The sequence below is a fragment of the Candidatus Nitrosocosmicus oleophilus genome (assembly GCF_000802205.1).
Taxonomy (GTDB): Archaea; Thermoproteota; Nitrososphaeria; order Nitrososphaerales; family Nitrososphaeraceae; genus Nitrosocosmicus; species Nitrosocosmicus oleophilus.
In genome coordinates, this window is the sequence record NZ_CP012850.1 from 2892140 (window position 1) to 2912997 (window position 20858).

Annotated in this window: 14 protein-coding genes; 4 read left to right on the forward strand and 10 right to left on the reverse strand. The window is 33.9% G+C overall.

Going from position 1 to position 20858, the window contains the following annotated elements:
* Positions 1 to 678 precede the first annotated feature (678 nt).
* Entirely contained in the window at positions 679 to 2349 is a 1671-nt protein-coding gene (locus NMY3_RS14000) for an alpha-keto acid decarboxylase family protein (RefSeq protein WP_196816434.1), read from the forward strand.
* Positions 2350 to 2801: 452 nt separating this feature from the next.
* Here the strand turns inward: NMY3_RS14000 and NMY3_RS14005 are convergent, their stop codons facing one another.
* From NMY3_RS14005 to NMY3_RS14020, 4 genes are all read right to left on the reverse strand, one after another.
* A complete protein-coding gene (locus tag NMY3_RS14005; protein WP_196816435.1) occupies positions 2802 to 3665 on the reverse strand; it encodes a hypothetical protein in 864 nt (287 codons plus the stop codon).
* 238 nt (positions 3666 to 3903) lie between these two features.
* The gene (locus tag NMY3_RS14010) at positions 3904 to 4680 is read right to left on the reverse strand and encodes a methyltransferase domain-containing protein (protein ID WP_196816436.1); all 777 of its coding nucleotides are present in this window, start codon (positions 4678 to 4680) and stop codon (positions 3904 to 3906) included.
* 744 nt (positions 4681 to 5424) lie between these two features.
* Entirely contained in the window at positions 5425 to 6231 is an 807-nt protein-coding gene (locus tag NMY3_RS14015) for a hypothetical protein (protein ID WP_196816437.1), read from the reverse strand.
* Between the two features lie 242 nt (positions 6232 to 6473).
* Positions 6474 to 7124, reverse strand: coding sequence for a hypothetical protein (locus NMY3_RS14020; RefSeq protein ID WP_196816438.1), 651 nt, complete (start codon positions 7122 to 7124; stop codon positions 6474 to 6476).
* A 723-nt stretch (positions 7125 to 7847) separates the two neighbouring features.
* Here NMY3_RS14020 and NMY3_RS14025 point away from each other — a divergent pair.
* Positions 7848 to 8837, forward strand: a complete 990-nt coding sequence (locus NMY3_RS14025; protein WP_196816439.1) for a hypothetical protein — start codon at positions 7848 to 7850, stop codon at positions 8835 to 8837.
* A gap of 170 nt (positions 8838 to 9007) precedes the next feature.
* Here the strand turns inward: NMY3_RS14025 and NMY3_RS14030 are convergent, their stop codons facing one another.
* From NMY3_RS14030 to NMY3_RS14040, 3 genes are all read right to left on the reverse strand, one after another.
* On the reverse strand, positions 9008 to 10789 hold the full coding sequence (locus NMY3_RS14030; RefSeq protein ID WP_196816440.1) for a phospholipase D-like domain-containing protein: 1782 nt from the start codon (positions 10787 to 10789) through the stop codon (positions 9008 to 9010).
* Between the two features lie 463 nt (positions 10790 to 11252).
* Complete coding sequence (locus tag NMY3_RS14035; protein ID WP_231100103.1) at positions 11253 to 13667, reverse strand: hypothetical protein; 2415 nt, start codon at positions 13665 to 13667, stop codon at positions 11253 to 11255.
* Positions 13668 to 13988: 321 nt separating this feature from the next.
* Positions 13989 to 15464, reverse strand: a complete 1476-nt coding sequence (locus NMY3_RS14040) for a S8 family peptidase (protein WP_196816442.1) — start codon at positions 15462 to 15464, stop codon at positions 13989 to 13991.
* Between the two features lie 1072 nt (positions 15465 to 16536).
* On the opposite strand from NMY3_RS14040, the gene NMY3_RS14045 reads away from it, so the two are divergent.
* Positions 16537 to 17406 carry a ParB/RepB/Spo0J family partition protein gene (locus NMY3_RS14045; RefSeq protein WP_196816443.1) on the forward strand — a complete coding sequence of 290 codons (870 nt, stop codon included), beginning with the start codon at positions 16537 to 16539 and terminating at the stop codon, positions 17404 to 17406.
* 353 nt (positions 17407 to 17759) lie between these two features.
* Here NMY3_RS14045 and NMY3_RS14050 read toward each other — a convergent pair whose 3' ends face one another.
* Positions 17760 to 18140 carry a hypothetical protein gene (locus tag NMY3_RS14050; protein ID WP_196816444.1) on the reverse strand — a complete coding sequence of 127 codons (381 nt, stop codon included), beginning with the start codon at positions 18138 to 18140 and terminating at the stop codon, positions 17760 to 17762.
* 432 nt (positions 18141 to 18572) lie between these two features.
* Here NMY3_RS14050 and NMY3_RS14055 point away from each other — a divergent pair, with 432 nt between their 5' ends.
* A complete protein-coding gene (locus NMY3_RS14055; protein WP_196816445.1) occupies positions 18573 to 19010 on the forward strand; it encodes an Lrp/AsnC family transcriptional regulator in 438 nt (145 codons plus the stop codon).
* Here NMY3_RS14055 and NMY3_RS14060 read toward each other — a convergent pair.
* Both NMY3_RS14060 and NMY3_RS14065 read right to left on the reverse strand, forming a co-directional pair.
* Positions 19002 to 19925 carry a hypothetical protein gene (locus NMY3_RS14060; RefSeq protein WP_196816446.1) on the reverse strand — a complete coding sequence of 308 codons (924 nt, stop codon included), beginning with the start codon at positions 19923 to 19925 and terminating at the stop codon, positions 19002 to 19004. The two genes, NMY3_RS14055 and NMY3_RS14060, sit on opposite strands and share 9 nt — an antisense overlap.
* A 37-nt stretch (positions 19926 to 19962) precedes the next feature.
* The gene (locus NMY3_RS14065; protein ID WP_196816447.1) at positions 19963 to 20841 is read right to left on the reverse strand and encodes a class II glutamine amidotransferase; all 879 of its coding nucleotides are present in this window, start codon (positions 20839 to 20841) and stop codon (positions 19963 to 19965) included.
* Between the last annotated feature and the right edge of the window lie 17 nt (positions 20842 to 20858).

Consider the following 20858-nt stretch of genomic DNA (forward strand, 5'->3'; position numbering starts at 1 on the left):
TGACAATGAAAACATGTCCTTCAAATGTTGTCCTAAAGAAAATCCCGAATAATAAAATACAAATATGGAACATAGAGTAATTACAAATTTGGAATATGCTCTTTTTCAGTTAATCACAAATGGGTGGGTTAAAGTGTCTTCAAATCGTAAAGTTATCTCTGAATGAGGTCTAAGCCTGTAAAAGTAATTCTTTAGTTATCCATAATATGTGTGTTCATATTAATCAGAAACAACCCAATAGAATGCCGATTAAACGTACTAGCTGTGTCTAATAAAGTAACAGTAAGGAATTGCCCTTGTATTTTGTTCATAGTCTATTAAATTTTTGATTTAAACGATATAAACATAATTTCATTTTTATGAACAAAAAGAACTATGAATTAGACGGATTTTTATGTCGAGTAAATGACAGATTTTGATTGGTGGGTTTTTAGCCTCATTGAATCTATGGAATTTAAGAATATCTGTACGGCTTATGATAAAAGGAAATATGTTATTCTCAAATCATACCATATTTTTTTATTGAAATTGTGAAATGAGAGACTTATGGAGAGTGGATTTATTAGCCTCATTGAATCTATGGAATTTAAGAATATCTGTACGGCTTATGATAAAAGGAAATATGTTATTCTCAAATCATACCATATTTTTTTATTGAAATTGTGAAATGAGAGACTTATGGAGAGTGGATTTATTAGCATAGGGCAATACCTCATTGAAAGACTCTATGAACTTGGAATAAGACATATTTTTGGAGTTCCAGGGGATTTTGTACTTGGATTCTATGATCTACTAGTCAATAGCAAAATCAAAGTAATCAACATGTGTGATGAACAGCGAGCGGGGTTTGCTGCTGATGCTTATGCCCGAGTTAATGGAGTGGGAGCTGTTTGCGTTACTTACTGCGTCGGAGGATTGAAGATTGCCAATCCAACTGCGGGAGCCTTTGCAGAAAAATCTCCCCTGATAGTAATAAGTGGATCACCGGGGATAAGAGAAAGGAGAAAAGATCCATTGCTCCATCACAAGGTAAGGGACTTTGACACTCAACTTAGAGTATTTAATCATGTAACTATTTCTTCTACCGTACTGGACGACCCACAAACGGCTGCCAAGGAAATTGATAGAGTTCTAGATTCTTCTCTGCAACATAAACGTCCTGTATATATTGAAATACCTAGAGACATGGTTTCTCAACCACTATACTTAGATAAAAGTCGTATCAATGGTAAGGAGTCTTTTTCTGACCCTGAAAAGGAGAAAGACAATTCAACAGTATTAAATGAAGCGCTTATGGAAGTAATCTCTATCATAAAATCATCTAAAAAGCTAGCTATACTGGCAGGAGTTGAATTACATCGGTATGGATTGCAGGATAAATTGGTGTCCATTGTTGAAAAATTCCAAATACCTGTAGCATCAACTCTTTCAAGCAAGTCTGTAATAAGCGAAATCCATCCATTATATTTGGGATTATATGAGGGCGCTATGGGCCATGATAACGTTAGAGATTATGTGGAATCAAGTGATTGCTTGATCCTTTTGGGTGCCTTTGTGACTGATCTGGATCTTGGTGGACTTCCTTCAAAAATAGATCCGGCAAATAGTATATCTATTACAAGTGAAAAAGTTTCAATAAAATACCATAATTTTGAAGGGATTAGACTTGAGGATTTTATTAGAGGAATGGCTGATTCTAATGAGATTGGTGGGCCTAGAAGAGTCACTAATCTACCATATACTCAAAAATCAATTCAGTTTTCTGCAATTAAAGGAAAAAAAATAACGATCAACAGATTATTTCAATGCCTTGATTCTTTTTTAAAAAATAATATGATAGTCTTAGCAGACGTAGGGGATGCCTTATTTGGAAGTACAGATCTAGTGATTCATAACAAAACAGAGTTTTTATCTTCAGCATATTATGCTTCTATGGGCTTTGCTGTACCTGCAAGCATTGGAGCTCAGTTTGCCAATCCAAAATTACGACCACTGGTAATAGTAGGTGATGGTGCATTTCAAATGACGGGCATGGAAATATCAACATCTTATAGGTTTAATCTAAACCCTATAGTACTTGTACTAGATAATCAAGGCTATGGTACAGAACGTTCTATTTTAGATGGTCATTTTAATGATATTCCAATGTGGGATTATAGCAAAATTCTTAAGTTGATCGGAGGTGGTATAGGATACCTTATAGAAACTGAAGAGCAATTTGAGGATTCGTTACTTCAGGCTGAAAGAAATAAAGAAAGCTTTTCCATATTAGATATTCGACTGGATCGATATGACAAATCTACTGCCTTACAAAGACTTACAGACAGTTTAAGGAAGAGTGCCATATGAGTATTGAGAAAAGAGTGGAATAATCTTATTATAAAAATCAAATTCAGTTAACATATTGCACTCTAATCATATATTCATATCATATTATAGTAGATCAAAGTGCAAGTCAAATAGAATCAATGATAATTTTTTCATCAAACGTGAATTTGCGAATGTCATATCCAATCCAAATACCTGCGATTACGAATGAATATTTGAAACAATAAAATTTGTCGGAAATTCCAGGAGGTACATCTCGAGTGGTTATAGAGGAATTGTTTAATAACATGTTCAAAAAAGATACTTGTTGTTAACAAATATCACATTCTTATTTCTTTTATATCTGTGGTTTATATTCCCATAAAGAATATGATATGTTAAATAAGCACCGTGAATAATAAATATATACAACCAAAAATTATGATTCACATATAAAATCACAGTTAGCTTTATACAAAAAATAATATAGATCTCTATTCTATTACCACACCAACCAAAGGAATATCTCTAAATTCGTTGAATAGACTGCTTTGTTTATCAAAGTTGATCACCAAAATCCTACCATCCAAAATAGATACAGATGCATTGGTGTCCTCAAATGTATTAGTTGTGGATGTACTATCGATACCTGCAGAGAGATTTTTCTCAATTACATCCATAGTTCCCCTAAATGTTATGTCGGAGTTTTGTTCTGTAACAGTAGTAACTCTAAAATTAGAAAGAGTGTACTCTGTTTTATTGTTTCCGACTGAGGGCTGATTAGTGGACAAAGCTGATTCTGATTTATTAGAGGATAAACTCAAAGGTTGTTTTGTGAAAGTGGTCTTAAAGTCAATTTGGCTGTCATTGTTAGTTTTTAGTGACCAATTTCCGAATAGACTATTAATGATTTTTCCGGTTTGTAGGTCATATTCTGTACTTACTATTGCACCTGACAAGTTCTTATTGACAAGAGGATTATTGGATGTTATAGAGAAAATAGAATTGTTATTACATGTATTTTTAGTAGTACTGCTAGTCTGGCCATTATCATTTGTTTGAGTCTGGATTGAAATACTATTACTGCAACTATTACCATTGGTTACATTACCATATAATTGGATCTCCTTAGCAATTGATGATTGTAAGTTTTTTTGGAACTGCTCAATCGCTTGATCTAAGGAAGTCGTAGTTGCATCTGCGGTGTTAGTTTGTTGCAGAAAGCCAAAGAAAAAAACTGAAAATATAAATAAAATAGTAGGGACCAGAGTCTTTGTTTTATTTTTATCAGGCGTTGTTGATATAATTCTACGAAGTCTTTTAGAGTTTGTATGAAACAAATCTTTGTCTTTATTCATATAATATACAAAGGGTTATTGAACACTAGCATTATTTAGGTTTGATAGGAACAAAATTAACAGATATAACAACAATATTCCATTAATGTGTCAACCAACGAGAGCAATGAAGTAAAAAGCAATGGATAAGATACATAAAATAATTATTTGAGCACCATTAATTTTGACCATGACGTCAACTCCTTGTTTAATTTTACCAATATTTGGGTATGCATAAAATTCTATACTATCTGCAAAGTCAATCTACTCTATTTATCACTAACATTTTGTTAACTCCATTGCGAAATTCATACTTTACTTTCTCAATTCTGAATGAAACTTTTCTTCTCATACGTTCATTTATACTTTCCATCAATGTATCAAGATATTCAGGAATTTTCGCATCTGGTTTTTGAACTGGAAAAATCCTAACTTCCTTTGAAGTAACTCGCAACATCTCTAAGATAGAATCATGATGAAAATCATAATCAAACATGTTATGATAGTAAAAAAGGAAATTAGAGCTTAGCACAAGATCAAAACTTTTGTCACTAAACGGTAATTTTGGAAGGACAGCTTTTACGTATCTTTTATGTTTTTTAGAAGGACTATTTACTTGTTCTTTTGTTGTGTAATCTGAAATGAATTGCTTTAACGAAGATGCTCTTGACTTTCGAAGATCTTCGATATTCGAATACATCTCCCAGTTATAAAACTCTGGAACTCTAGAGAGGCTATCAATCATATAATCCAGGTCATCTTTCCCTCTTTTTTCTAAGATAGGAAGATTGCCATCTTCATACATTAAATCGCATCCAACAGCTGTTTTTACCTTGTATTTGGCTGAAATCTCAGCAACAAATGATGATGCACCGGAAGGACAATCCAGTATTTCAAGATCTTTTAAACTGGATTCATCAAGATTAAACATCCACATGTATTCAGAAAAAGTTCTTCCTATGAACACAACTCTATCTAGGTTAAGAACACTACGCTCATTGGCAATATTATTGTTATTTGATGGTGGATATGACATGCTCTAAGAGTACAGTAGTGGTATTCGAAATAAATTAATTGTGATTTTTTTGACTGGAGCAGATCCGTTTAAGCCATACAAGCAAAATTTGATGGTCAAAAATTATTAGTATAGCGGAAAGCCCTCTACTGCAAAGGTATTCACATTATAATTAGTCTCTCCTTGATCATCAAAATCTGAATAAAAAATTTTTCAGATAGTATGATCCCTTCCAGTTCAGAATTGAAAGGGGGTCACATATCTCCCTAAGTATGATTAAATGTTCAATGGAGAATGATATGTAAGATAAGTAAAACTGCCTGCAAATACACAATATTAGAAACTGAAATAAATATTGTGACTATTGTAAATTACCTCTATTCTCTCTAAGAACACTGAAAATAATATAATATTCATTATATACAAAACATTACATTTCAAAGTTGGCTAGACATGAATCAAGACGATTGGTTTGGAATGTATTGGCAATTATCAGTATGAATGATTTGCAGAGTATTCCCTATCACTTAATTTATGTCCTCTTAATAGGATTATTGCAACTAATCCTTAGCATACCAATTTAATCTAGACTAATTAACTGGCATTGCATATTATATATAGCAACATAAAAACTAAACTAATCAAATTCATTAATATTATATATGTAGGAACACAACTCTTTAGAAACTAAACTAAAATTGAAATTTTTAGAGTATTTAGTTATCTCTGATACCAAAAAAAGTTAGATGTTATGATTCAATCCTTCTAACTATTATCACCTGCTAATACTTCATTATTTTGGGATGAGCCATCTGTGATTGTACCATTACTTTGGGATGAAACCTGATTGTCTGGAATAGAAGAATCTATCAAAGTATTGTTTTGAGGTGCATCCTGTGTTACGTTACCATTATTGATGTTGGTCAAATTACTATTATTAGCCGATGTAAGATTTGATGCTTGTTCTAATGCTCTAGGTATAGTAATGTTTTCTGCAGAGGAAATATTTTGAATTCTTTCAGTGATATTACTAGAGGACATACTTGCCATGGTGGATATTTTACCATTAAATACCATGTAGTGTAATGCAGCTCCAGGCGAAGGAGGTTCATCACAGTGAATTTCAAAGAATCCCTTAGCAAGATAATCTACCGAACATGTCACTTTATTGAACTGTATTGTATTTATCAAGACAAGGGACTTGTCTGGATCTACAGCGCTATCAAATACTATGAAGGTGTCAGCAGATCCATTAGGATCCCAACCCATTGACTTGCTCTCATTATTACTGACCAAAGTTTTGGCATCGATATCAGCTAAACCTGTATTCAGACTTTCCATATTCTGTGAGGGAACAAATCTTGGCGGAAAATCGTTACCCAATTGAGAAGATGTTTCATCTGCGTTAGATAGGTAGTCAACCTTAAGATACTCATCATTAGAATTACCTGAACCTGTACTCCCTCCCGTTGTTGCCGCACCAGCAACAACTACATAATTACTGGTCATGGATGCTATTATTAAGGTCGTAACAAAAAGAAATGCTATAGTCATAAAATTCTGTGATTTCATTAAAGTAGACTTTTAATAATAATATAAAAAGCTTTTCAGATCAGCGAATTTTATCAATAATATTATGACCTTAAGCATTATTTCACCGACATTCTTTTTAAAGTTAACATAGGCATTACTCCCAATGGATACGATATTTAGTATCTAAAACTGGGCTTTAGAAATGAGATTGATGCATAAAATTGCTATTCCTTGATTAAGATTAAAAAAAAGGTAAAGTGTTTGAACAGTCCTTTATACAATTAATAATTGCATTTGGACGGTTGCTGGGATTTCCAATTCCATGAATTGTGATCAGCGTATGGGTTGTTGTAGCTTGTACCATAATTCCACCAGCCATCATCATAGCTCTGTGCACAGCTGTCAAAGTATTTGTAATATCCTTCAGGTACATAGAAGGAAGCCGTTCCATGTGCCCCATTGGAACCAACGCTCCAATCCTTAAAGCCAAAACATTCCTGTCCCCAAGATGAAGAAGACCCTTTCCATTTCATTCCACACAAGTCAGTCCAACCATAATCATTATTTTTCGAATAGATCCATATCGTATATGTTCCTGGGTACACATAGAAATATGATGCTGCTGCTGTTGCAGTCTGATTGGGTGCACCCGATTGTTGAGATTGATCCATTGCCATTTGTCCTTGTCCAAGCATTCCTAAAGATGATGGTCTTTGTTGAGATTGATCCATTGCCATTTGTCCTTGTCCAAGCATTCCTAAAGATGGTCTTTGTTGAGATTGATCCATTGCCATTTGTCCTTGTCCAAGCATTCCTAAAGATGATGGTCTTTGTTGAGATTGATCCATTGTCATGCCCTGCATTAATTGATTGGCCTCCCTATCTGATTGTGCGAATATGCTAATACTATTTAATGATGCTGTTAGTGCCATCGATAGCACCAAAAAACATACAAAAAATAATTTACTAAAGATTTTCATTACCTCGAAATGGAAATTAATAGTATAAAAATATATTTGAAAATGGAATTATTTTGTCTAGATTGTAAGTCATTCTCAAGATCAGATTTATGAACTATTTTTAGCTTTGATTTGTTTTCAATCGACTTTTTAGGTAGTTATTCGCAAAGTTTTTTTGAATACATTATCAATCGTTTGTTTTGTTTTTAAATCCAAATTATTGTTTTTACTCCAGTAGGAATAATGGCTAACTTTTCGACATCGAAAAACTCTCTCTATTGTAGTATTTAATATCTTTAATCTCCAAACCCATAAATGTTAATCTTACTCTTGTAAGAATTAGGGTTTGTAATAAGATTTGATATTACTCCCCTAGCAAACCATTAATATTCAGAGAGAAATCAGAATATAGGAAAAATATTCATTTCAGATTTGGCAAAGGTACAAGTTAACATTCTGGTCTCTCCTAGAGACAATACAAGATATTCACAAGTCTGCAGATTTATAAATCTAAGCTGCGACTTTTAATCCCCTTTTGAGAAAAACATTAATGAGAGAACAACGTAGCTTACAAAGGCGGAATTGATAATTTGGATGATTAGATTCCTTATACTATAAACTACTAATACATGGGATTTTATGCTTTTGGTAATTATTGGCAAAACTTATTATATTGGGAACCCCTGTATTATATCATTGAAATTAGATCTATTTATTAACAAAGAGACTTATCAACCCGATGAGAAGGTAAGTGGTCATATAGAATATACTGATCCCCTGATAGGAGGGGTAAAAGGCATGAAGATCAAAATCAACGGATACCAGACAACAACCATAACCGAGACCCGTAGGGTGCAAGTTCCGGTAATACGTCCTACGCCAGGTGTAGATAGAGATGGTGATGGAAGGCCTGATAGTATTCCAGGTGTAGATAGAGATGGTGATGGAAGGCCTGATAGTATTCCAGGTGTAGATAGAGATGGTGATGGAAGGCCTGATAGTATTCCAGGTGTAGATAGAGATGGTGATGGAAGGCCTGATCGACCAACTGCAGAACAGACTGAAACCATAAACCATAGTGATTCAGAAACGCTATATTCGCGTGAAATTCCATTAGATTCTAAATCGCCGAGCTATTTCGAATTTAAGCTTCCTACCAACCTGATGGAAAGTTATACCGGACAACATGCAAAAATAAGTTATTCAATTCTAGCAGAAGCTGAGACCTTCGGATTAAACAAAACAGATAGCAAAAATTTCAATATTGTAGTGAAGGAACAAAATATCGGAGATCCTGTTAGGACTTTCATCAATGGAAAAAAAGGAGTGGTTGAATCAGTAGTGGAGATTCCCAAGAGTCGTTATTCTCGAGGCGAAACAATTGCAGGCACTATCAAAATCAGAAATCTAGATAGAGGCAGTATCCAAAAAGGAGAAATTGTGATTAGAGGTCTAGAGTATGCTGCAGCAGATAATATTTCTAGGACATCTGTTATAGAGGAATATAAAACTAATATAATTTGGGATTCTGACAATACGGGTTCATTTAACTTTAGCATACCAAGTACTGCCCATAGGAGTTATGAAGGAAAATATTCCAAATACTATTGGGAAATAGAACAATCTCTTGAAACAGGATTTTCATCATCTGACATAAAAGCAAAGAATTTTTTTGTTATTACCTAAAACAATCTTTTATTATTTTATGGTTTTGCTGGTATGTATATTAGATAATTTACTTTATTCTGCCAGATGTAATCCCAATTTTCTCATCATATTTGGATTAAAATAAGGTAGAGAATAGCTGATTACTAATATAAATGAAGAATACATAGATGCCAGCAATTCTATTTAACTTAAACCCACGATAGTTGAGCTAATTTCATGGATGCCCGTTGTAATGGTGAAATGTAAATCTTTGAACTTCCCCATGGGAAAGGCTGGGAGTAATCAGAAACTACTACTTTCATCACCTTTTCTAGATAGTTTTTTATATCATTATCCTCTAGAGCATCCAAATCATCACTATCCTTCCAAGGTCCTTTATACATAACTGCGTTTAGCTCCCACATATTATGTGCTCTTCCTGCTGGATTATAACTTCCGCCAAACTTTACATATTTGGTCCAGTTTTTTTTCCTGTTTTTTAATACTATTAGCAATTGCTTAGCATGTAACATCTCATGAATTTTTCCTCCTGATTCAGCATAGAATTGCAACGTTTCTACTAAAGGATTATTTCTTAAATAATATGCATAGTATTTGGAAACTTCTTCGATGATTCTATTCTCTTGCTTTTTTGGAAATATAATATGTATCTTTTTCTCCTTCGCAATTTCCTTGTCAATCAATTCCTTGAATTCTTTTTTTGAGTATTTGTCCATGTCTTTTTTAAATTCTATCTTTTTTTCTTTATATCGTCGAGAATACAAGAAAGTAGCAGATCTTACCAATGCTCGAGCTATTTTATCATCTGAAAAATAGGGCGCCATTATGAAGATTTCATCCATGTCTTTGCGTAACAATAAGTCTACATAATCACTTTGAGCATCTTGAACATAGCCAGGAACATTCATAGAAAGTCTTATAGTTATATTTCCCTCTTTTGGCAATTGTTTTATGAATAACTTTTTTATTTCCTTCTTTTCCATTTCATGGAATTGTTTAATATTATCAAATTCATTAGAACGGCTTTTTTGGTTTGACATTATCAACAAAGTCATCATGGTCAGTACTCTTACAAATGGTCCTTGCACTAGGTCCATCTCATCAAACAGTATATCTCTAAACTGTGATTCTATTCCGATACCTCCAAAAAAGGCGACTGATCCATCAAAAATCCATAATTTAATATGATTTGCGGCTAAAAAATCTGATGATAGTGGATTCCAGCTGTCGTTTACATATACGCTAATTCCGGCCTTTCTCATATCATCTATCATTTTCAAAGTGTTTACTTCAAAGTCCTTCAAACTTGTAGGTGGCTTTTGCATCAAAACAGAAACTAAGCCATCAATAAGTAAACTAATATGCATACTAGGATTTGATCTCTTTTTTTCTATGAGTTTTTTACATACTTCCATTCCATAATTATCGGCCTTAAATCCCAGTTCTATACTGAGTATGCTCTCTTTGCTCTTATTGTCTATCCAATCGTAAAAACCATTGGGTGCTCTATTCCAATTTTCTCCCAAAGGGCCACCATTCATAAATTCCTTTACATTATTATAATTTACAGTAGAGACCTTTGTCATTTGAGAGATATCAAATCGTGTGATTCGTTTACTCAAAGTAATCTTCCTGATAGTTTGTTCAATAAATGTACTGGACGGAACGGGTTTTGGATAACGAATAAACCTTAATAACACTTTAGTCGCTCTCATAATATCACCAATAAATGGAAAAACAGTTACGCGGTCATAAAAAAGATCATTTATTGTTTGAATAACATCATCATCATAAGTTTTTTTAATTTCAGTAGATCGATTAGCCAATTGCAAATTGATTTTGGTTAAATTACTACTTCTTCTTGATATTTCAGATTCAATTTTGGAGAAATCTCTTAGATTTTTTGACTTTTTTAATTCTAAAGTCTCAGGATTATTAGGGGGTCTAATTACTGATTTATTATACTCCATATTTCCACCTTATGAACAAACCGCCTTATCCAAATTAATCATGTAATCAACGTTTAAATTTTTATGAGATTCTAATTGAGCAAGCACTTTAGCTGTTCTAATTAATTCATGATTTATGATGTGATTATATGGAAAAAAAGATAGATATCCACATTGTGGTATCAAGCAATTTGGGTACAGTTTGATCCCTTTGACCTGCATGTTGTTATCTACCCAATAATATATATAAATTTTTGTGTTCTTTTGGCATGAATTAGCAATATCCGACCTAAAAACGTAAGTTGAATTTGCGGTCTTTTTTTTTGTGCAATTTAAGAGATCATTTAATCAAGACTTTTTGCAAAATTCAGTATTATCTAAATTTTGCATATATGCACAATCAGATACGACTCCTCTTACTCAATTGTAGATGCGTAATCTCCTATTATCCACGAAATTACATCAATCTTCTGCGAGGTTTGATTTAGCCCAATTGTTTTTCTAAAACTGATTTGAGATTATTCACTTGTGGATTAAATTTATTCTGAAATGCAAGATCACGAATTAAATCCCCTGATGAATCAGAACTTTTTTCTAAAAAGTCCAAAATGTTTATTACTTTATCAATTTCGCCAGCCTCAAGTGAGTCTTTTAGATTCGATGAGTCGGCTATAGCTTGAGATAAAATATTCTCAGGGATAGAAATGTTGGTGGAGTTACTGACTACAAAGCTGCCTGTATCGTTAGTTAATACAATTCCTGCAGCAGCACTACGTGGGATGAAATAGTTAGTGGTGGAGTTTTTTATCTGAAGTACATTTGAAGCGTCACTGGAGTTACTTGAGACAGCAATGTTAATGGAGTTACTTACTACAAAGCTGCCTGTATCGTTAGTTAATACAATTCCTGCTGCAGCAGCAGCACTACTTGGGATAGAAATGTTAGTGGTGGAGTTTTTTATGTGAAGTACATTTGAAGCATTACTTGGGATAGAAATGTTGGTGGAGTTACTGACTACAAAGCTGCCTGTATCGTTAGAGATAACCCTTCCTGCAGCAGTATTACTAGAGATGGCAATATTAGTGGAGTTACTTACTACAAAGCTGCCTGTATCGTTAGTTAATACAATTCCTGCAGCAGCACTACGTGGGATGAAATAGTTAGTGGTGGAGTTTTTTATCTGAAGTACATTTGAAGCGTCACCGGATTTACTAAAGACAGCAATGTTAATGGAGTTACTGACAACAAAGCTGCCTGTATCGTTAGTTAATGATATTGCTGCAGCAGCACTACGTGGGATGAAATAGTTAGTGGTGGAGTTTTTTATCTGAAGTACATTTGAAGCATTACTTGGGATAGAAATGTTAGTGGAGTTACTGACAACAAAGCTGCCTGTATCGTTAGTTAATGATATTGCTGCAGCAGCACTACGTGGGATGGAATAGGTTGTGGTGGATTTACTCTCGCCCAATTTGGTCAGAAGAAGGTTCTTTCCTTCACTCTCTGACAAGTTATTTACGGTTTGTACAATGTTATTACTTAAGACTACATGATCCAACAATAGATCCGGAATACTTTTTTCATTATAGATATTCAGATCTGCAGGTGAATTGACAATATCTATGGTCGAATCGGTTGATGATGCAAATATTCTGTTTATTTCCGTAGGTAAAATCCGATCGAAATTACTTTTAGTTAGAATGTATTTAATATTCTTCCAATCATCATATCCAGTTAATACCTCCGTTGGTACCTTATCACAATCGATATTAATCGGGATTAGCTTTGTTGAGGTTATGTTGTCTTTACCATCCCAATCTAAGGATTTATTTAGAACGTATGGCATATCAGGAGGACATATTTTTTTATGATCTAAATTGTGATAACCAATCCATGTGCTCATATTAGCCTCGCTTGGTAAACAAGTTGTCACTATTCCTCTAGATTCATTAATGCTTTTTTCATTTAATGGCAGACTAGCGCACCTGGAGTAATCCAAGGGTCTGTTGCCAACAGGTGAAGGAAATTGAAAATTATAATTCATGATACTCAAATAATTTGGTTTATAGCTGTTGTCATCAGTGAGGTTTCCACCGTGTCCTAATCCTAGCGTATGTCCCAACTCATGCATTAATGTTCCTGATTCATAGTAAATATTGGATTTCACATCTCCTGTGGTAGCATCAGTTTTTAGTATCGTAGAATTTGTATTAAGAAGCTTTGCTTTATCAAATTCACCCAAAGATACAACGAAATCCAAAGTACTTGGATTTGCACATCCGGATCTAGTTTCGAAAGGTTTTAGATTCTTCAACGGGGTAAATTGATGAATAAATATTCCGTAATGATATACCATTAATTTTGCTGAATTAATATTTATTTTGTTTGAATCGTTAGCGTCATTTGATAACCCGAAGTATTTATCTTTAAGTGAATTGAAACCATCCCATTTTCCGCCAGCTTGACAAACAAGATGAATATATGATTGATGGGGGATTTCATCGTCTACAATTACATGCAAATTAATCCCAGTGGTATTATCGGGATTACAGGGTGGAGAGTTCTTGAAAGCATCCTTGATCATTTGAATTGAAGTATCATTTGGTCTGTGATTTTTCATATAATCAATTTCCAAGAATAAATCTTTGTGATCAACTTTTGCTCCAAGAGATTTTAGATTAAGATCCATCTGAGAATCATTGTTAAGATCCAAGCCGTATAATTCCCATGCATCTGGGATGTCATCTGCATCCTTATCAATTGGTGTACCAGTATCATTACATCCAGTTTTGGCCTCAGCTTTATCTGTAAATAGTCCAGAATAAGTCAATGAAAACAAAAATAATAGAATGCTAATGTCAAGAAAAAGATATCTAAAAATCAATGTATTAAATTTCACGATGACTAATAACATTAACTGGTATTTAAATATCCACCCAATATTCCTCAATCCTTTGCATAAAATGCAATAACATAAGATCAGAGAGAAATGTTTTTGGATTTATTCAGTCGTTTACATGGATCCCATATTCTTCATGTCTAGCCAATCAGCCCACTGAGTACACTGATAGAAGACACACGATGTAGGCTAGCTAGTTAATTAAATCATAAATCAATTTCAAAATATCAAATAACCATTTCAATCAATCAATTAATTGGTGCGAAAAAATAAGAGAAACTATGCTGGCATAATTAGAATTCACAAAAAGAATAATAGATTCTAGTTTGGATTTGAAACCGTTGTGACGTTTTTACCATATAATAATGGTTCATTTACACCATCTACATCTCCGGTGAAGTATCCGTGACCATTGCCATCACATTGCATGTTTCCCTTGGTTGCTGATGTTAGTAGGGCGTTGTACACTTCAGATGGTGATGCGTCAGGGTGATTAGCCTTGTATAGAGCTGCTTCTCCGGCTACATGAGGAGTTGCCATGCTTGTGCCTGAGATTGACTTAAAAGTTCCATCATTCCAAGTTGATAGAATATCAGAACCAGGGGCTGCTATATCTACTATGGGACCATAATTACTATAAGAAGAAAAAGAATCGTCAAGATCGCCAAAAGAAGATGGAGTCCCCATTCCCCCACATTTACCATCTGTATCACTTATAGAAGATACTGTTATTACATTTTGGAACCTAGCTGGAACGTACCAGTCAGCAGGGTTTGCCTCATTACCCGCCGCGACTGCTACAACTACACCTGCATTAATTAGATCATTAATGCTACTTTCATAGACTGAAGAGTCACATTCCGATCTCCATGCGGGACAGTAGCCACCTAAGCTCAGGTTTACAACGTCTATCGTATCAGCGTTTTCTAATACATAATTAAGTCCTGAAAGAATTCCTGATAGGGATCCACTACAACCATCTGCAGTCTTCTCTAATACTTTAACATTCCAGATTCGGGCATCAGGTGCTGCACCTACTACACCAAAAGAGTTATTTCTCGCGGCAGCAGTGCCGGCGACATGTGTACCGTGACCACAATTATCTTGTGTAGAGATCCCAACAAAAGAAATGTTCTTGAAGAGATTAAGATCTTTATGGTTGTTAACCCCTGTATCTAATATTGCAATATCAGCATTGGCTGATTGTAGGGACTTGTTGGTAGCCTCAGCATCAATTCTATCTATGCCCCTTGGAATAGTCTGCGTTGATGTCTTAAAATCACTTGCATTTGATATAGGTTCTGGGATAGTCATTAACATATCTGCTTGAGCGGACTCAACGAGCGGATTTTCCTCTAATATATTTTCAACAACTGAAGACACGACAGAAGAATTGTCTAGTAAACTAGCTCCACTAAATGAGCCATTTTCTGAGGGTGCTATATCAAGTACATACGTATTCAGACCTAATAGCGAACGATTTACACTGGCATCAAATCCTTGATCCTCAATATCAGTGGTCACGGCCGAGATAGGATCACTAATTGAAAGTGCTGCTCCTCCTAATGCAGAGGGATCTTTTAACTTGACTATGTATTTGCCAGGAATAACTGCAGTTTCGGTGGGAGGGGTACTTACCGAAGTAGTATTTGAAGTATTACTATTATTTGATATAGTATTGTTCTGTCCTAAAGAAAATTGCATTGGCATCAAGGTAATTGGAGAACCAATTATTGACAATACAAGGATAACAGTGACAATAACTTGAGTTCTTTTCAATGTTTTGAGATTATCCATATTGAAGATTCTGAATCAAGTAGTATTTAAGATTATAGATGTATCTTTACAATGTTCATAAGCCTTTTAAAGATGACAAACTGGAGAATGTCAAAGTGTGTGGCGAAAATCCTGATTTATTTAATGCAAATAAAATTAGATATATTAATTAGAAAATAGGAATTGGGGTTAACTGCACATAACGATACTTTACTATTATCATCAGGATCATAAAAGTAGGTAAATAGAGGATAACCAACAACCAAAAATAGATATGATAATTTTCACAGGCGTATAAACTTCAAATCTAAAAATAATCTGAAAAAGCGAATTTGTAAATACAAAATTAACAAGATGAGATTTAGATCGATAGAATGGCATAATTTAAGGAATTTGAAATAAAGTGTATTAAATGTTTAAGGTTTGTTCTACAAGGTGGGCCCATTTTGACCTTATCAACGAATAATAGGATAACAAATTACCTTGAATAGCCAGATCAATGATGCACTCTCACTTTGTATAACTGTGCAACAGGTGTATTGGGTCAACTAATACATTTTCCTAATCGGCACAAGATAATATTCAAATAAAGCACTTTCGATGTCAAAAAATTCGTTATTATCCAAGCTAAAGGATTTCTACTATATTGTTAATCTTTTCTTGACATCAAGGTACTATTCAAATCCTCAAGAAAGATATTTCCAAATATTCTATAAAAGGGAATTCAATTCTTAACATAAATTTGGTTAATATAGTTAAAATAGTGAAATAATGTAAAACCTATAGGAGCCAAACATCATCAGTGAGTTTTCACGTTGTAGATGATTGGAATGAAACATAATGAGAAATTACAACATACAAGAGAGCTGTAAATAACCCATTAGTAACAGTGAGAATGATATTTGAAACAATGAATTTTACTGTAATATTCAATAATTACTAATATATCTTAATTGGATTTGAAATCTGATTGACATTTACAAAACTTTAATTATATTTGTACTATTCAATTATTGTTGGAATATTACAAAATTTAAAAGGACATCTGCTTAATTATTGATAATGTTAAATAGTTGAATTCAATGGATATATTATGCAAATACACTTTTCAGCCTCACCCCTGTTGAAGGGTATAATAGAAGAAATAGATATTTCAAAGATTTCGGCACCTAAATTTATCTTCCGTAATTTAGATACGAATATGTTAAATGAACTGGCTATCTCAATTAGACAACACGGCCTACTAAATCCCATAGTTATAAGAACAAAAAAAGATGGCTTTGAAATTGTATCAGGAGTCTCGAGATTTCTTGCATGCAAGAAATTAGGCTACAGGAAAATAATGTCTCATATCATAGAAGTAAATGATATTGAAGCGTTTGAAATCTCTCTGATAGAAAATATCCAGAGAAAAAACCTAAGTCCACTAGAGGAAGCAAATGCCTTTAAAGCATATATTATTGATTTCGGGTGGGGAGGAATCTCAAGTCTGTCCGACAAGATTTCAAAGAGTGTATCATATATTTATAAAAGATTGTCAATATTAGACCTTCCACAGGAGTTAATTGAAAATTACAAGAATTCCTTATTGAACAAAAGTACATTGGAAGAATTAGTCTTTTTAAAGGATCATGATGAGCAATTAAAGATTGCTAGACAGGCGATTAATAACAACATGACTGTCTTAGAAATCCGAAGAATGATCAAGAGAGCAGTATCAAAACAAAGTGATCAAAATTCCTTTTATGATATACCTACAACGAACTCGGAAGATTTGGATATTAAAACTTTACGTTCTTTTGATAAAAGCATTACGACACTCAAAATCGCTCTGAATAAGCTCGGAACGATAATAGACGCTATTGAAGCAAATTGGGTTGTTTACGAAATATTAATGCAACACAAAAGTATGCTCAATAACCAAATTGATATCTTAATTAAGGAAAAAAAGAAGATTGTCTAAAGACTAATGATACTCTTTTTAAATATAAGATAAGGGCAAGAATATGAATGAAAAATAACAGGGCAAGAATACGCAATAATCCTTGTGGAAATAATCTCGCGATTTTAGATATAGTTCAGTAGATTTCCAAATTCTTTTCTTAGCCGTCATATTTGAAAGGTAATAATTTAATATTGAGCCTTTTATTCTCCTATTTGTTACCTTTCACTAGATCCAGAAAGATTCGTTCAGTTACAAATCAATTTATTACAAAGAATGAAATTATGGGATATGAATACAAGTGTGCCTCATCAGACTTTAATACTGGGAATTAACACAGTAGCCCGTACATAACGAGAGATTAACAGCTATAGTCAGACGAGTTCGTTAACTGTAATTGTCCTGATCGCAGTTGCTGAAACATGTGTCTCGTCACCAGCAAAGAATGCTTCAACAGAATATTCTCCTGGGGCTAGTAGGACTCCTAAACTGTATTTACCATATTCATTAGTTATAACGTTCTCAGTGTTCTCATCTATACCTGAAATTATTACAGTAACGCTCCCTATACCTGAATCCCCGCATTTAAGTTCACCCAATAAGTATACAGGAAGGGTACTACCTGATGCAACAGTTCCTCCACTGGGATTTGAATTTAAACTTAATGATGTTTGGCAGTCAGTCATTTGAGCTGAAGCTTGACTAAATGACGTTGATGTCATTGCAAGTACAGTGAATGCAAAAATACCTGTCATAATTACAAGGATGAATGTGTTGCTATAATTATTGTTATTCATAATTTACATCACATTAAGCCGTTAAATATTTAAGCATTTTACTCGGGGAATTTTTGTTCAACCACATACTATAACATGAACTTATTCACCATAATGAAAATAAAAAATAATCTCAAGTAAATAGATGTCTAATGGGCTAACATCATATCTTTCTCCTATCCAATAGAGAAAAATATAGACATGTACATATTTGAAAGATTATCCCCTGGTGATCAGCTGGTGATAGGAAAATAAGTAAGATTGAGTTAGACCTAAGATCTCGTATTTTTAGAATTTGAAACACTAAAAAAATCTTTTACGACATTCATATAATGCTGATACCATTTTAAATTTGTCAAAAAAAGATAAATTCATTTTATATTTATAAAGTCATTTGTAGAAAAATTATCAATGGATGATATAGATTCAAAAATACTAAGAAGACTTTTAACAGATGCTAGGAGTTCGTATAGAAAAATAGCATTTGAATTGGGAATTTCTCCACCCACAGTACTTAATCGAATTTCCAAACTTGAAAGAGATGAGGTAATAAAGTCCTATTCTGCAATGGTAGATTATGCAAAAATAGGATTTGATTTGACAGCGGTAATTGAAGTGACAGCTATTAAGAATAAAATAATTGAGGTACAAAGGCATATATCAAAATTTTCTAATGTTTGTGCAGTTTATGATATTACAGGCTTGACTGATTTAATAATCATTGCAAAGTTTAAGAATCGTTCAGAATTAAGTGATTTTGTCAAGCATGATTTATCACTGCCGTATATCGATAGAACTAATACCCACATAGTCTTAATTACCGCTAAAGAGGATTTCAGATTATTGTGATACTATATCAGGTACTATTTTGATAAAGTCGCGCATATCGTATTTTTGAACATCTTCCATTGACTTATTCGTTAGGGATATTACAGGGTTTTCCATAGAAAAATCATTTAATTGTTCTATGTATAGTTCTTTTTCAAATACCCGCAGTGTTTCCCTTATTATGGAGTAATCTTCTATAGACAAGTTATCAATTTTTGCTCCCTCGGCTGCGATGGTTCCCTGGGGAGAATAAATTACTCCTCCAACCATCCCCGGACCAAATAATTCACCTGGCAACCCCAAATTAAGTAATATACCACCTGACATGTATAGACCTGAATTATATCCTGCACCAAAAGTTACCAGCCTACCACCTCTTGCTTGTCCCATTGCTCTTTCCATACATCCTTTTTTGATCAGGACATCCACACCGGTGCTAAATTCAGTTGCTTGATTATTTTGACAAGCCAATTCCGTGGCAAATCCCTCTACAATTATTTTACCTTTATATCCTTTATCAGCCAACCCATTCTCGCTGTTACCCTTTACTGTCCATGTGCCATCAAAATTGCAAAATGCTCCAAAAAAATTTCCGACGTTACCTTCTACCACTAGATCGAGTTTTATTGTCTTGTCAAAACTGAGTATCCCTATTCTGTATAAGGACCTTGGGTTTTTTATTATGAGCTTAGTTTCACCTTCAATCACCTTTTTACTTATGATTGAATTTATTGCTCTTTCCATTATCAGCGGGGAACTTACAACATCTCCAAATTTTTCAATCGATGCACGTTTTGTCCCTTCTGGGAGTTTTATGCCATATTGTTGCTCAAATAAAGTGTTAATCCTTTCAAATTGCATATCAGGATTAGATATTTTTGAACCTATTTCTTTTAGTATTATTCCAAGTTCATCAATATCTAATATGTAACACATTAGTCTTTGGTCGTTGATCAAAGCCTTATTAATTTATTTATTCGATGGTAAAAACCAATGACTTACCTGGCGAGGCTGCCTTCACTTCCCTGTTGGCTCCGATGATATCCAAAGCAGATAGGTCCGTCGCCATAGCCCAAAATGCAGGATAAGCATCTGACCCAGGATTATAACCCACAATACCCTTTCTTGTTCCAAATTTATCCCGTACTAATGACAAAGTACGATTGGTGGATGCAATATACGTAAAAGGCCCATCAGCTTTTTGAATGAATTCACTATGTGCCTTCTCTAGGTCGCCATGCTGTAATAGCTGGTCGACAAGAAATATTGCTATCACTTCTGAATCACAGCTAGAATAGAAAGGGTATCCTTTGATTTCTAGCATATTTCTTAGTTTGGAATAATTTGCTATTTCTCCGTTATGCACCACTGCAATATCGGGCATAACAGTAGTACTAAAGGGATGAGCATTGCTTGGATCAACGTTACTGCTTGTCGCAATTCTCAAATGTCCTATTCCGTGAGTCCCGTTCATTGATCTTATATTGTATTTTTTATCAAGGTCTCTCACTAGACCCACATTCTTAATCAACTTCATTTCTTTAGTATAACCCATAATTGAGACGTTTTCGTCTTCTCTTAACCTGGAAACAAGTTGATCAGAACCTTTTGAATATTTAATTTCCGTAGTAGTTTTTTCTTCCCTCATCTCGTATTCATTCTCACACTTTATGAGGTAAGCAAGGCTAGCAAACGAATTACTTTGACAAGTGTCGTCATTATTGTATATGGCTACTCCAGCGCTATCTTGTGCTCTTACTTGCTGGCTTTCCATCATCTTGTAAAGTAGTTCACCTACTAAGAAGTTTGAATCGGTATGTTCTTCTAATATAATCCCACATATTCCACACACGTTACTTTCATCCCCTC